The organism is Allocatenococcus thiocycli (assembly GCF_921292965.1).
Taxonomy (GTDB): Bacteria; Pseudomonadota; Gammaproteobacteria; order Enterobacterales; family Vibrionaceae; genus Vibrio; species Vibrio natriegens.
On record NZ_CAKLCK010000001.1, the window covers coordinates 384,448 to 398,767 of the forward strand.

Annotated in this window: 12 protein-coding genes; 8 read left to right on the forward strand and 4 right to left on the reverse strand. The window is 45.9% G+C overall.

Annotation, left to right across the window (positions count from 1 at the left end):
• Positions 1-15 precede the first annotated feature (15 nt).
• Together L9Q40_RS01755 and L9Q40_RS01760 are read left to right on the forward strand one after the other, a co-directional pair.
• Complete coding sequence (locus L9Q40_RS01755; protein WP_498791762.1) at positions 16-633, forward strand: malonate decarboxylase holo-ACP synthase; 618 nt, start codon at positions 16-18, stop codon at positions 631-633.
• A gap of 75 nt (positions 634-708) precedes the next feature.
• Positions 709-1,632 (forward strand): ACP S-malonyltransferase, encoded by a 924-nt coding sequence (locus L9Q40_RS01760; protein WP_498791763.1) that lies wholly within the window; start codon positions 709-711, stop codon positions 1,630-1,632.
• A 241-nt stretch (positions 1,633-1,873) separates the two neighbouring features.
• Here L9Q40_RS01760 and L9Q40_RS01765 read toward each other — a convergent pair whose 3' ends face one another.
• Entirely contained in the window at positions 1,874-2,413 is a 540-nt protein-coding gene (locus L9Q40_RS01765; RefSeq protein ID WP_498791764.1) for a helix-turn-helix domain-containing protein, read from the reverse strand.
• A 100-nt stretch (positions 2,414-2,513) separates the two neighbouring features.
• On the opposite strand from L9Q40_RS01765, the gene L9Q40_RS01770 reads away from it, so the two are divergent.
• The 4 genes from L9Q40_RS01770 (at position 2,514) to L9Q40_RS01785 (ending at position 9,004) form a co-directional block, all read left to right on the forward strand.
• On the forward strand, positions 2,514-3,677 hold the full coding sequence (locus L9Q40_RS01770) for a benzoate/H(+) symporter BenE family transporter (RefSeq protein ID WP_498791765.1): 1,164 nt from the start codon (positions 2,514-2,516) through the stop codon (positions 3,675-3,677).
• 474 nt (positions 3,678-4,151) lie between these two features.
• Positions 4,152-5,291 carry an efflux RND transporter periplasmic adaptor subunit gene (locus L9Q40_RS01775; RefSeq protein ID WP_498791766.1) on the forward strand — a complete coding sequence of 380 codons (1,140 nt, stop codon included), beginning with the start codon at positions 4,152-4,154 and terminating at the stop codon, positions 5,289-5,291.
• Positions 5,292-5,293: 2 nt separating this feature from the next.
• Positions 5,294-8,452, forward strand: a complete 3,159-nt coding sequence (locus tag L9Q40_RS01780; protein WP_014231450.1) for an efflux RND transporter permease subunit — start codon at positions 5,294-5,296, stop codon at positions 8,450-8,452.
• A 99-nt stretch (positions 8,453-8,551) separates the two neighbouring features.
• Positions 8,552-9,004: a MarR family winged helix-turn-helix transcriptional regulator gene (locus L9Q40_RS01785; protein ID WP_014231451.1), complete on the forward strand. Its 453-nt coding sequence runs from the start codon at positions 8,552-8,554 to the stop codon at positions 9,002-9,004.
• Between the two features lie 55 nt (positions 9,005-9,059).
• On the opposite strand, the gene L9Q40_RS01790 is transcribed toward L9Q40_RS01785, so the two are convergent.
• The 3 genes from L9Q40_RS01790 to L9Q40_RS01800 form a co-directional block, all read right to left on the reverse strand.
• Positions 9,060-10,016 (reverse strand): AEC family transporter, encoded by a 957-nt coding sequence (locus L9Q40_RS01790; protein ID WP_498791767.1) that lies wholly within the window; start codon positions 10,014-10,016, stop codon positions 9,060-9,062.
• A 176-nt stretch (positions 10,017-10,192) separates the two neighbouring features.
• The gene (miaE, locus tag L9Q40_RS01795) at positions 10,193-10,963 is read right to left on the reverse strand and encodes a tRNA isopentenyl-2-thiomethyl-A-37 hydroxylase MiaE (RefSeq protein WP_065296634.1); all 771 of its coding nucleotides are present in this window, start codon (positions 10,961-10,963) and stop codon (positions 10,193-10,195) included.
• Between the two features lie 101 nt (positions 10,964-11,064).
• Positions 11,065-11,829 (reverse strand): hypothetical protein, encoded by a 765-nt coding sequence (locus L9Q40_RS01800; protein WP_014231454.1) that lies wholly within the window; start codon positions 11,827-11,829, stop codon positions 11,065-11,067.
• A gap of 324 nt (positions 11,830-12,153) precedes the next feature.
• Here L9Q40_RS01800 and cysB point away from each other — a divergent pair, with 324 nt between their 5' ends.
• Together cysB and L9Q40_RS01810 are read left to right on the forward strand one after the other, a co-directional pair.
• Positions 12,154-13,128, forward strand: coding sequence for an HTH-type transcriptional regulator CysB (gene cysB / locus L9Q40_RS01805; RefSeq protein WP_014231455.1), 975 nt, complete (start codon positions 12,154-12,156; stop codon positions 13,126-13,128).
• Positions 13,129-13,218: 90 nt separating this feature from the next.
• Positions 13,219-14,320: methyltransferase (locus L9Q40_RS01810; RefSeq protein ID WP_498791768.1), on the forward strand; the 1,102-nt coding region annotated here is incomplete at its 3' end.

Genomic DNA, 14,320 nt, shown 5'->3' on the forward strand with positions numbered 1-14,320 from the left:
ATGAGGAGGCTGATGATGTCTTTTAGCGCACATGATTTACTGTGGGTCGATGAAATAACCCTGGAAGGAAATGAATCGCCCAGCTGGTACGCGAGCCATAATCAGTCTCTGCCAGTTGTTGTCCGCCGAGCTAGCCGACAAACCCTAATTCCCGTCGGCGTGAGAGGTAAAAACCGCAGTGAACGTTTGGCAGCATGGGCGTGTAAATCATCGGTCGTCAAGTCAGTTTCGCCTAGAGAGCTTGTTCAGTCAGAGCATGCACGGGCGTACTGGCAGTCGAGTGAGTTAGTAGCTTTTCAAACGCTCACTGATGTGGATTCAATATGTCAGGCGTATGGAATTGAGTGGGGCGTCACAGGCAGTTTAGGTTACGAGTTGGCGACGGGAATGCCATGCGCGCATCAGGATAGTGATATCGACATGACCGTTTACTTATCAGAGCCGGTGCCATTAGAAACGCTAACTTCTTTAAGCGATCAGCTAGACAAATTAGCGTGCAGGGTCGATACGCAAATAGAAACGCCTTTCGGGGCAGTCGCTTTGAGAGAGTGGGTCGCAGGTCGAGGACAGTCCAGCGTTCTGATCAAAACGGACGAGGGCCCGCTACTGACCGATAACCCTTGGATATCCTAATTCTTAAATTTGCTCTATTTTGCCCGGTTTAGGTTTTGCTGCTGGGCATACCCTTCGATCAGAGAAGCCTTAATCATGAGTATTCTAATGACCTTTCCCGGACAGGGAACACAACGCCCCAACATGATATCTGAGTTACCTTGTCACGCTGAGGTCGAATTGGCCCTGCAACAGGTGGAAGAGGCATTGGGGTACTCCCCAACTAATTTTGATAGCCTTGATGAGAACAGCTCAAATAAGGATGTACAGTTAGCTCTTACCATTTCTGGGTATGTTCAGTATCGCTACCTGAAAGCCCATGGTGTGCAGCCAAACTATATGATGGGACTGTCAATTGGAGCGTTTACTGCCGCAATTTGCAGTGGCATTTTAGATTTGCAACAAGGGCTTAATATTGTTTCTTTGAGAGGCGAACTGATGGCTCAGGCCTATCCGAGCGGTTATGGCATGGCGGCGATAATTGGGCTTTCACAGAATCAGGTGAGCGATCTGGTACTCCGCTCGCAAGAACAGGGGCTGTGTGTCTATGTGGCCAACGTTAATTCAGAGAATAAAACCATCGTATCAGGCAAGCTCGACGACCTCGACCGGATCTGTGAACAGGCAATAAAAGCACAGGCACATAGCGCCCGACGCCTTAACGTTTGGGTGCCTTCGCACTGTGAGTTACTCGCGTCTCAGGCGGAAATTCTGCATGCCGAAATGCAAAAGGTGCCGATTAACCGCGCTAAGAGTATTTACGTCAGCGCCAACCGAGCTCGGGTACTGCATGACGCAGAAAGCATACGTCGCGACTTAGCGTTCAATATGTGCCAGACGGTGAACCTCTGGGATACGTTGTCGATGATGGGACAACGTGGCGTAAAATTGGCAATGGAATGCGCTCCGGGTGCCGTACTCACATCACTTTGTCAGTCATCCATGAGTCAGACACAGTGCATCAGTCTCGATTCCATCAACTTAGACAACACCTTAGAGTGGGTAAAGAGAGCGAGCTAGTTGATGAAGGGAATGCTCCAGTCATTTTACTTCAGGTAAAAAGAAGCCAGAGCATTACCACTCTGGCTAAACACAGGAAGAAATAAAGCCCAACTATTCGTTGCCAGAACACGACTGCTGAATGTTCTGTGTGGGGCATCGGCATATAAAATGTAGTCTTTAGTCTGAGACTTATACACTTTCTGAGGTCCTTTAAGTGCCCGAATGGGAGGTTCGTTCCAATCAACAATCGCAGGGATGGTCATCTCGGATAACAAACGATGTTCTGGAATGTGGTTGTTTCTGTGGCAGCTTCGTAGCCATGTGGTTGATCACTGAAAAAGCGGATACTCTCTCCCGTAGCCAAGTGATGCCATTCATCATTGAAGAACACATTCATTTCACCTTTCAACACATGAATATGTTCGATGACACCAACTCCATGCGGAGAGGACATTTGGCGATGATGATCAGTCAGCGTGATTTCGAACATTTCCAAACCTGAATCTACTTTGTAAGGAAATAGCGTATTCACTTTCATCTTTGAGTCGTCGGGGAAGGCCTGGTCTGCAGAGCGTAGCTCTGGGTCATTGGCAAAAAACGCCGAGAAAGATGTGTCCAGACCACTGGCTATTTTCCACAGCGTCGAAATCGTCGGACTTGATTCTTCTCGCTCGATCTGACCTAACATCGCTTTCGAAACCCCAGTCAGTTTAGAGGTCGCATCCAGACTCAATCCTCTTTTTTTCCTTTCAGACTTCAGGTGGTGAGCAATCTCGGATTTAAATGCTGATTCATTCATAACTAAATACCTTGTTGTGCGTTATTGCGCACAATGTTATCTTTTTGTTTGTATGTTATAGCGCACAAAAATTTTACCATAAAGCAGGGAAGAACGAAGGATGAAAAAGCTGTTCAATTTAAGTCACTTGTCAGCAGGGTTTACTGCCGTGTTAGTGGGCTACACCAGCTCGGTGGTGATTATCATTCAGGCGGCAACCTCTGCCGGTGCGACACCCAGTCAAATAGAAAGCTGGTTGTTGGCCTTGGGCGTCACAATGGGGTTAACCTCCATCGCCTATTCATGGTTTTATAAAACGCCGATACTGACCGCGTGGTCGACACCCGGAGCTGCGATGTTGGTCATTGCTTCACAGCAGTATGAATTGCCAGTTGTCATCGGTTCTTTTGTTGTTTCTGGCGTTCTGATCTTGTTGACGGGGCTCATTTCACCGTTAAGTCGAGCACTTGAGCGCATTCCGCCACAACTCGGCACTGCGATGCTTGGTGCTATTTTGTTGCCGTTCTGCTTAGGGAGTTTTCAAGCAGTGAGCAGCGCACCAATCACATTTTTAATTATGTTTGCTGGCTTTTTGTTAGCCAAGAATACGATTCCAAGGTACGCAATGCTCGTACTTCTTATTCTGGGTGTTGTTTGCGCAGTTGCGGTGGAAGACGCCACGCTTAACATCGAGGAACTCTCCATTGCTCAGCCTATGTGGGTCACTCCGGCTTTGGATCTCGGTGCGATACTGAACTTATCGATCCCGCTTTATATCATTACGATGCTTTCTCAGAATTTGCCTGGTATTGCGATGATGAAAAGTTACCAATATGACACACCAGTGAAACCCATTTTAATGGGCACGGGAATCACCAATATTTTGTCAGCGCCATTTGGTGGCTTTAGTGTCAACCTTGCCGCAATTTCAGCAGCAATTTGTATGACACCAGAAGTAGACTCAGACAAAACACAACGCTACCGCGCAGTGATATGGGCCGGGGTGTTTTATCTGATAGCTGGTGTGTTCGCGACGACGGTTGTGGCGATCTTTTTATCACTCCCTGACGAAGTAACAAAAATCTTAGCGGGTTTTGCCTTATTAGGGACGTTAATGATGTGTTTGCAATCGGCTTTTCATGACGAAGGATACAGAGAGTCTGCACTGTTTACGTTTCTTATCACTCTGTCCGGAATCAGTTTTCTTGGTGTGAGCGCGACATTGTGGGGCTTGTTAGTGGGGATTATGCATCTGCGTTTAACTCATAAAGCGGTCCGCGAATAAGCATTGCCAGCGACGAAAGTGTTGTGTTGATTGATCCTGGCCCGGTTTCGGGTACTAAAAATAAGAATGCATGCATAAATTCAGGTCATTTTTAGTGCATTAGCTAACATTACTTTTGGTTATCTACGAATTGTTTCTTAGGCGTTTAAGAAATAAAAGTGGACTTGGGATCAAATTTTTGCACAAACTCCTGGCGATCATTTCATCAATATGTCTTCTTTTTGAGCAATATGATTGCACACAGAAAAATGTGATTTCCAACGCAAAATAATCAGTTTTGAGATGTTAAGCACACCTTTCAGACAAACGTATTCTGCAAGCGTATAGAAACGTAAATATTGTTGTATGTACAACACTGGGTAATTATCATCCTAAGTAATTTTTGAATGTAACTTCAACAATTATAACCACATTTTTTAGGTGTATTTAGGCACCTGAAATGGTTTTTAGAGAAAGTAAGAAGAGAGATGTTTAATGAGACGTAAAACCACGCTATCGCTGTTGATTGCGTCAAGCCTGTTTATGGCCGGATGCCAACCAAGCCAAGAAGGAACGAAGCAAAGCGGTGGTGCCGCTCCAGCAACAGAAGTCGAAGTGATGACTGTTGAGCCAGTTCGTCAAATGTTAACCGTAGAGCTGCCGGGTCGCAGCCGTGCGTTTAAAGAAGCAGAAGTCCGCCCACAGGTGAGTGGTATTGTCTCGGAACGTAACTTTGTAGAAGGTAGTGTTGTCGAACAAGGTCAGTCACTTTATCAGATTGACGACTCAACCTATCAAGCGGCTCTGTTAAGTGCTGAAGCAGAATTGATCCGCGCGAATGCGACTGAAGAATCCACTTTTGCAACGGTTAAGCGTTACCGTGCCCTCATTTCGAAAAAATCAATCAGTCAACAAGATCTCGATGAGGCGGAAGCGGCTTACAAAGAAGCAAAAGCTCAGGCATTAGTCGCTAAAGCGGCCATCAATACTGCGAAAATCAATTTGTCTTACACTCAGGTTAAGGCACCTATCAGTGGTGTTATCGGTAAATCGAGTGTCACGGCAGGTGCTTTGGTTACCGCAAACCAGTCTGACACGTTAGCGACGATTCAACAGCTTGATCCAATTAATATCGACATCGTGCAGTCATCAGCTCAGTTGCTGCGTCTGAAATCTGCTCTGGCGGAAGGGCATATCCAGCAGGATGAGTCAGCCGAAGTGACTTTAGAACTAGAAGATGGCTCGACCTATGCTCATAAAGGCACAATGAAGTTTGTCGAAGTGAATGTTGATGAGAGCACTGGTAGTGTCACGCTGCGTGCGGAATTCCCTAACCCAGATGGGCTGCTTCTACCGGGTATGTTTGTTCGTGCCACGGTGATTACGGGTGTTGACCCTGAAGCTATCCTTGTACCCCAAAACACGGTAACTCGTGATGCAAGGGGACAAGCGACCGTGATGGTTGTTAACGCAGACAATGAAGTTGTCTCGACTCCGGTTTCGACAGCTGAAGTGGTTGATAACCAATGGCGTATTATCAACGGCCTGAAAGCGGGCGACAAAGTGATTACGGCTGGTCTGCAAAAGGTAGGTCCGGGGAGTTCTGTAAGCATTCAAACCGGTGAACAGGAGTAATCATGGCACGATTCTTTATCGATCGTCCGGTCTTTGCTTGGGTGCTGGCTATTCTGACTATGCTGGCGGGGGTCATGTCCCTGATGAACTTGCCAGTGTCGCAGTATCCAACCATTTCACCGCCGACGGTCACAATTTCTGCTCGCTACCCGGGCGCGTCTGCAAAAACGGTTGAAGATTCCGTTACGCAGGTTATTGAACAAAACATGACTGGTCTTGACTACTTGCGTTACCTTTCATCAAGCAGTGATGCGTTTGGTAATGCGACAGTTACGCTAACATTTGATAGCGAAGCCGATCCGGATATTGCTCAGGTTCAAGTACAAAACAAGCTACAGTTGGCGCTGACCTCGTTACCGAGTGAAGTACAAAGCCAGGGTATTGTTGTCGAGAAATCGAACACCTCTTTCCTATTGGTTGTTGCACTGTATTCTGAAGATCCAGACTACACACAAAATGACATCGCTGACTATGTGGTATCGAACATTGAAGATCCAATCAGCCGTGTATCAGGTGTTGGTAAGGTTCAGGCGTTTGGTGCGCAATATGCGATGCGTGTTTGGTTAGACCCGTTTAAGTTGACCCAGTTTAATCTGACTGCGATTGATGTCGCTGGCGCGATCAGTGAGCAGAATGCTCAGGTTTCGTCAGGTCAGCTTGGCGCAGCACCAGCACAAAAAGGGCAGTTGTTGAATGCAACCATCTCTTCTGCAAGCCGCTTGAGCAGTGTTGAAGAGTTTGAAAATATCATTCTGAAGTCCGACACCAGCGGCGCAAATGTGTATTTGAAAGACGTTGCTCGTGTGGAACGTGGCGCGGAAAGTTACGACATCAAGGGTCAGTACAATGGCTTCCCAGCATCTGGTTTGGGTCTTTCTCTGGGCACTGGAGCGAACGCACTGGAAACGGCTGCCGCGGTGAAAGAGCGTTTGGCACAGTTGCAAGAAAACTTTCCGGCTGGCTTAAAGATCGCTTACCCATTTGAAACCACACCTTTTGTTGAAGCATCAATCCATGAAGTAGTGAAAACGCTTCTGGAAGCGATTGTTTTGGTGTTCTTGATCATGTACCTGTTCTTGCAGAACTTCCGTGCGACGCTTATTCCGACCATCGCGGTTCCGGTTGTTTTGCTTGGTACGTTTGCGGTTTTGTATACGACGGGCTTTAGCGTCAATACTTTAACCATGTTTGCGATGGTTCTGGCGATCGGCTTGCTGGTGGATGATGCCATCGTAGTAGTAGAGAACGTTGAACGTGTGATGCACGAAGATGGGCTCGAACCTAAAGAAGCGACCAAGAAATCGATGGGGCAGATCACTGGCGCTTTGGTTGGTGTCGGTTTGACCTTGTCTGCGGTATTTGTACCGATGGCGTTTATGACAGGTTCTACCGGGGTTATTTATCGTCAGTTTTCGATAACGATCGTTGCAGCCATGACGCTTTCTGTACTGGTTGCGATCATCTTGACGCCAGCGCTGTGTGCGACCTTGCTGAAGAAAGGCGATGCAGAACTGTCTGAGAAAAAAGGTTTCTTCGGTTGGTTTAACCGTAAGTTTGACTCTTTAACTTCAAAATACGAATCGGGCGTAGCAAGACTGCTAAAACGCACGGGTCGTATGATGTTGTTGTTTGTTGCGTTGTCAGCAGGTGCAGGTTGGTTCTTTACTAATCTGTCGACGTCTTTCTTACCTGACGAAGACCAAGGCACTATCTTCTCTATGTCGATTTTGCCACCGAACTCAACGCAGGAACAAACCGAGAAAACGCTCGATAAGATGCGTGAGTACTTCCTTGAAGAAGAAAAAGATGCGGTTAACTCGATATTTACCGTGGCTGGCTTTAGTTTCGCTGGTCAGGGACAAAATATGGGTATGGCATTCATTAACTTGAAGGACTGGTCAGAGCGTAAAGAGCCGGGAATGGACGCAGCTTCATTAACGGGTCGAGCGATGGGTTACTTCTCGACCATCAAAGAGGCGATGGTTTATGCCTTTGCACCGCCAGCAATCCAAGAGTTAGGTAACGCCACCGGTTTTGATTTCTATCTTCAGGACTCGTTAAACCAAGGGCACGATGCATTGGTTGCAGCGCAAGGTCAGTTGCTTGGTATGGCAGCACAAAACCCTAACTTGGTTGGTGTGCGTCCTAACGGTCAGGCGGATGCACCGATGTACCAAGTGCACGTTGACCACGCGAAGCTACGCGCTTTGAATGTGAGCATTGATGACGTTAACCAAATCCTGTCTTCGGCATGGGGTGGCGCTTACATCAACGACTACATTGACCGTGGCCGCGTTAAAAAGGTGATGCTACAGAGTGATGCCGAGTTCCGCATGCAGCCTAAAGACTTTGATTCTTGGTACGTGCGTAACTCCAATGGTGACATGGTGCCATTCTCTGCGTTTGCTCATGGCGAATGGACGTACGGTTCTCCTCAGTTACAACGTTTTGATGGCCTGCCTGCGATGAACATTCAGGGAGGCGCAGCGCCTGGCGTTAGTACTGGTGATGCAATGGCCGAGATTGAATCGTTGGTAAAACAGTTACCTGAAGGTTTTCAAGTGAAGTGGACGGGTATCTCTTATGAAGAGCGCCTATCCGGAAACCAGGCTCCAATGCTATACGCGTTGTCGATTCTGGTTGTTTTCCTTGTATTGGCTGCACTTTATGAAAGTTGGTCTGTACCGTTCGCAGTTGTATTAGTGGTTCCTCTGGGTGTGCTTGGTGCAGTGCTTGCGGTGATGGGACGAGGTTTGGATAACGATGTGTTCTTCCAGGTAAGTCTACTAACCACTGTCGGTCTGGCGACCAAAAACGCCATTCTGATTGTTGAATTTGCTAAAGAGTACTACGAGAAAGGTGCGGGGCTTATTGAAGCCACGTTGCATGCAATTCGAGTGCGTCTACGCCCGATCATCATGACGTCACTGGCGTTTGGTCTTGGGGTTGTGCCTTTGGCTATTAGTTCTGGTGTAGGTTCAGCAGGTCAGAACGCAGTAGGTACAGGTGTACTTGGCGGTATGATCAGTGCAACATTGTTGGGGATCTTCTTTGTTCCGATCTTCTTCGTCGTGGTAGAACGTTTGTTTGACCGCAAAGCGAGAAAAGAGCAGGAAGAAGAACAACAAGCGTTGGCTCAAGAATCTGAATCTTCAAAGTAGACCTTAATAGCTTGAACTAAGTTATACTACTGATAATTTTGTAATATAAGAGCGCTTCGGCGCTCTTTGTTTATCTGCTCTAGTTAAAAATAGCCATCCATGAAAGATAAAAAGATTTCTCCAATTACCGTTTTAGACAAAAGCCCGATGTTTGTTTGTGGCGTAATGCAACGTATGTATCGAAATCGTGCGCAGGCCGAACTATCGCGTCAAAGTTTGATCACCTTAGAGATGGCGAGTGCGCTGGCGGCGATCGAAGAATTTCAGCCAATGAGTCAGCAAGCGTTAGCGAATGCCGTAATCTGCGAACGTAGCGTTGCGAAGCGTATGGTAGATAATTTGCAAAAGCGTGGTTTGGTACAGGTTTCTAAATGTGAATCAAACCGTCGAATCAAGATGCTAAGTCTGACCACTGACGGCCAGCAAACGTTGCAAAAGGTTCATGAAATCATGACTAACTTGCAGCGAGATTTTTTCTCTTGCTTGTCTGAGTCGGAAACCTCGGAGTTCGTTCGTCTGATCAGGAAGGTGACGCTGGCCAATCACGACTGACAATAGCTAGCGAAACCCACAAATCAAAGTAAGTTCGGACCTGCTGAATTCATGGTTAAATCAAATCCAGAGAATTCAACATTATGATCCCTAGGGTGCAAGTTAGTGTGGAAAGGACGGTTGTCATAGCAATAATGTTGGCCGCCAGCACAGAGTTTGCGCCCATAGAACGGGCCATGACGTAACTTGCTGCCGCAACCGGTGAAGCGTTCATAAAGAATAAAATGCCTAGCTCAACACCTCTGAATCCGACCAAATACGCACCTATGGTGATTACTGCCGGCGCTACCAGAAGTTTGTAACTACTGGCAAACCATGATGGGCCTTTCTCTTGCCTCATTAAGCGCAAATTCAACGATCCGCCCGTGCATAACAATGCAAGTGGTAATGTCATCTTCGACAAGTAATTGCCTGCATCAATCGCGATTTTAGGCACAGGGATCGACAGTATGTAAAAAAGCATCCCGAGCACGATGGATATAATCAACGGGTTTTTAGTCAGCGTGCGAAACATCAATTTCGCGGCCTCAGAGACAGAAGTCGCTCCTTTGGGCGATAAGCAGATAACCGCTTGTACGTTATAGATAAAGGTGGTGACAGCTACATAAAGAGCGGCTAACGCGACGCCTGATGGACCATAAGCACTAGACACATAAGCAAGACCTATGATGCCCGTATTAGCACGATATCCGCCTTGCACCAGCACTCCTTGATCAGGGGAGGTCGGAAATAACAACTTGACGGAAATGTAGGTAAAAACAAAAAATGAAATACTAGCGATGATGCCATAGTTGACGAAATTACTGGCTGAAGCGAAGTCATGTTCTGAAGACACAATGCTGATGAATAGCATAGCTGGAAGTGTCACCTTGAAGACCAGCTTTGACCCCACATCGATAAAGTTATTATCAATCAAGCCAACTCGTTTAAAGACCACCCCGAGCACTAGCATCAAACAGATAGGGCCTGTAATCGATAGAGAAAATTGCAACTGATTTAAAACCGAGTCCATTCGGGTACCCGTTGAGAAAAGTTATTATTGTTTAAGCTATTAAGCCACAAACTAGGGGGAGAGGAACAGTAGAATGATGAAATTCTATTCAGTTTTTTCAATTAATAAAAAGCCGGGACTTGAAGTGACCCCTTAAAGAAGCATGCTCCGGCTTTATTCTATTTTTTATCCGACGATTAAGCGGGTACGCCACTGTGGAATTTGAAATCTTCGTCTGGCGTTAAGATGAGATCTGCTTCGACACGTCCAAAGTATTCGATGCGTTCACTAATGTCTTTCCCTGCGATTTGTTCAGCCAGCACCAAATAGTCTTGGTAATGACGGGCCTCAGAACGCAGTAGAGAAATGTAGAACTTAGCGATATCTTCTTCCATATGTGGTGCCAGTTTCGCAAAGCGCTCACATGAGCGAGCTTCTATGTATGCGCCAATGATCAGCTTATCGATCAACGTTTCTGGCTCGTGGGTTTTCATATGAGAGATCAGCCCTTTAGCATAGCGACTTGCCGGGATGTTCTGGTATTCAATGCCACGGCTTTCCATAATCTCGAGCACTTGATAAAAGTGGTGTAACTCTTCTTTGATCAAAAGCACCATCTTATCAATCAGATCCTGACTATATGGTGAGTCTGATTTCGCCATGATTGATTTGGAAATATTACTTTTGCCTTTCAATGTTTCTAATGAGCCAACATTGCGATAAGCGAAGTCTTCATAGGGTTTAAACCAGTCTAGTAACGCGTGTGAACTGTTTTGATCAACGGCGTATTTCCGGATCAAAAACATGGCTGACTGACCTGCCTTGAGCTCGCAAAGTAGGTGGTCTAACAAAATGGTTTGAAGATTTTCTGGTTTCTTGGCTTCTTCAACCCACGCATCAGGTGTATTGCACTGTAGAAACTGGTTGATAGGAGCAAGAAGATCTTGATAGGCGTCTAAATTTATCATGTTAATTTAATACTTTACGTTCTGATTTTATCCACTGGTAGCCTGGATACAAAAAAGGCTGCCAGAGCAGCCTTTTCCATGAGTGGAAAGCTAAGCAGATATTACCACTTTTTCTTCTCACCGAAGAGCACTTCCATATCATTGTCACGCTCTTTATCGGCCAGTTGCTGAATTTCTGCGTTGTTTTTATCTTGCCGTCTTTTATCTAAATCACCCAGCATCTCTTCAAGTTTTTGTTTGGCCTGAATGGAATAGGCGTCATTTTTGGTGCTTAACGCGTCAATGCCTTTACGTAGAAGCTGAAGTGCAGTGCCTGGTTGACCACGCGCAATAGAGTCGTTGGCTCTTTTTATTACGTTTTCGATATTGATGCGGATTTGGATCGTTTCCAAGCGCGCGTTCTCACTAACGTAAGTCTGAGTATCTAATCGACCTTTATTGTGCTCGTTACGAACCGTGTCTCTCAGGCGTTTCACCAGTTTGAGCATCGCAATAGCTTGTTTATCGCTGCTTGGCATTTTGAATGTCGTACTGTCACCAGCTTGCTCGTTTAATTTTAACTGGACAATTTGCTGCTTGAGATTTTCAACCCGCTGGGAGAGCTGTTTATTTTTTGGATCGAGTTGTTGCATCGCTTCTAAGGCGTCAAGAATTCGATTGTTCAGGCATAGCAGAAGATCATGGCTGAAAGGAATATGGTGAGCGTGACCAATAAGTTCTTCAGTACCGTCAATTAAAGCAACGTAACGAGCGGATTCCTGTCTTCTTGCCGTTTCGACTTTGACCTTGTATTGCAACATCATGTTATAGCCTAGGATCAAGACCAATAAGATGGCTACCAAAGCGATTATTAAACCAATATTCATATCTTTGCGTCTGCTTTTAGTTTCTACGGCTAGCGCTAAAGAATACATGAATCTCAACAAGCAAGGCACCCTATTTATCGGATTATTTAGCCCGTCACACGTTTTAATTTATATGGATTCGCTCGCATCTATAAAGCAGCATTTAAACGATTCAATCATGCGCATATTAATTTGCTTCTAATTTTTTAGTATGAGTTTGAGATATATGTTAGAAATTACTGTTCATTTGGCAGATGTCGCGTTATAACTAATTATTATATCGCTCAAAAGAGTGATGATTTTTGCTTTCGATTTTAGTGTCTCGGGAACGAGTAAGGGATTACGATGAAACTGCAACAACTGAAGTATATTGTTGAGGTTGTAAACCATAATTTGAACGTGTCTGCCACCGCAGAAAGTTTGTACACCTCACAGCCTGGTATCAGTAAGCAGGTGAGGTTACTGGAAGACGAACTGGGCATCCAAATTTTCGAGCGAAGTGGTAAGCACTTAACTCAGGTGACTGGCGCGGGCGAAGAGATTGTTCGAATTTCTCAAGAAATCCTTGGACGTGTCGAAAGTATTAAAGCGGTAGCGGGTGAGCATACGCATCCTGAAATGGGAACCCTGAACATTACGACGACGCATACACAAGCGCGTTATGCTTTACCCGATGTCATTAAAGGTTTTACGACGCGTTACCCGAAAGTTTCTTTGCACATGCATCAGGGTACTCCTTCGCAAATGTCAGAAGCGATTGCCAAAGGCACGGCGAACTTTGCGATAGCGACTGAGGCACTGCACCTTTATCAAGACGCAATTATGTTGCCTTGTTATCACTGGAACCGCTCTATTGTTGTGCCGAAAGATCACCCGCTGGCGAAGAAAGCCAACATCAGCATCCATGACCTTGCCGCTTATCCTCTGGTGACTTACGTATTTGGCTTCACAGGCCGCTCTGAACTCGACACGGCATTTAACCGTGAAGGCCTAACTCCTCGCGTGGTATTTACTGCAACCGATGCGGATGTGATCAAAACCTACGTAAAAATGGGTATTGGTGTTGGTGTGATTGCAAGTATGGCTGTTGATGAAAAGCAAGACACGGATTTAGTTGCTATCGATGCGAGTCATTTGTTTGGGGCAAGTACCACCAGTATCGGCTTCCGTCGCGGCACGTTCCTTCGTTCTTATATGTTTGATTTTATGGAAAGATTTGCGCCGCACTTGACTCGACCAGTGGTAGAGCAAGCTATCTCTTTGAAGTCAAACGTGGAAATTGAAGAGATGTTTAAAGATATCGACCTTCCAGTCCGATAACGATGAATTACATGACCATACCAAAGCCGAGTGTTCCGGAAAGGGTTGGTTAGGTATATAATCCGCCCCCGCTAGCATGGTGGGGGCTTAATGAAAACTCGATTCCAATTTATTAATGACTGTCTGATTGACAACCAATCGTTGTGGCGATTTGATCCATTCCAAAGCAGCATTCATCCAGTACTACCTTGGCAAGAACAGTATCCCGATCTTTGTCAGTGGTTAGCGTCACTGTCTCCTCTTGAAATTGAACGCTTAAAAGCAAAACCTGAAGAAGCGTTGGCTGAAATTAGCGCTTACCTACCAGTACTTAAATTACTGTCTGAGCATACCCACTTAGAAACTGTGCCACTCAAAGGTCTCGAGCTTGACCGCGGTTTAGACAGCGGTGTTCCTGGTCGTAAACTTGAGCAAATAGTTGCCATGGGAGAAGCCGCAATCCAAAGCCATTATGGTGAAGAATGGCTCGAGTGGTGCTCGGGTAAAGGATACCTTGGACGTATTCTTACCACACAAACGGATCAGCCTGTTACCAGCTTTGAATATCAACAATCGTTATGCGATTCGGGACAGTCGGCGGCTAATGAACATCAATGGAAGATGACGTTTATTCAAGGCGACGCATTTGATGCCAAAGCGAAAGCGGTTTTTAAGCCTACGCAACATGCCGTTGCGCTGCATGCTTGTGGTGACTTACATATTCGTTTGCTTCAGTACGGCTGTGAAGCAGGAGTCTCGGCAATGACGATTTCTCCGTGCTGTTATCACCTTATTCAGGGCGAAACGTATCAACCATTGTCCGAGATTGCTCAACACTCTACGTTAGTGCTGTCGAAACAAGAACTTCGTATTCCATTGCAACAAACGGTGACGGGTGGGGAACGTGTCCGCCGTCATCGTCAGCAAGAAATGATTTTCAGGCTTGGCTTTGATCTGCTCACTCGTCAGGTGCTAGGCATTGAAGAATATCAACCGGTTCCTAGTATCCGAAAATCACAATTGAGTGAAGGGTTTGAGGCATTTTGTTTGTGGGCGGCAGAGAAAAAGGCGATCGATATCAGTCAGTCGATTGACTTTAATAAGTTCGAAACCTTAGCGGAACAGCGCTTTTGGCATATGGAAAGAATGAGCTTAGTTCAGTTGGTTTTTCAGCGTCCATTAGAGCTTTGGCTCGCATTAGATAAAGTACTTT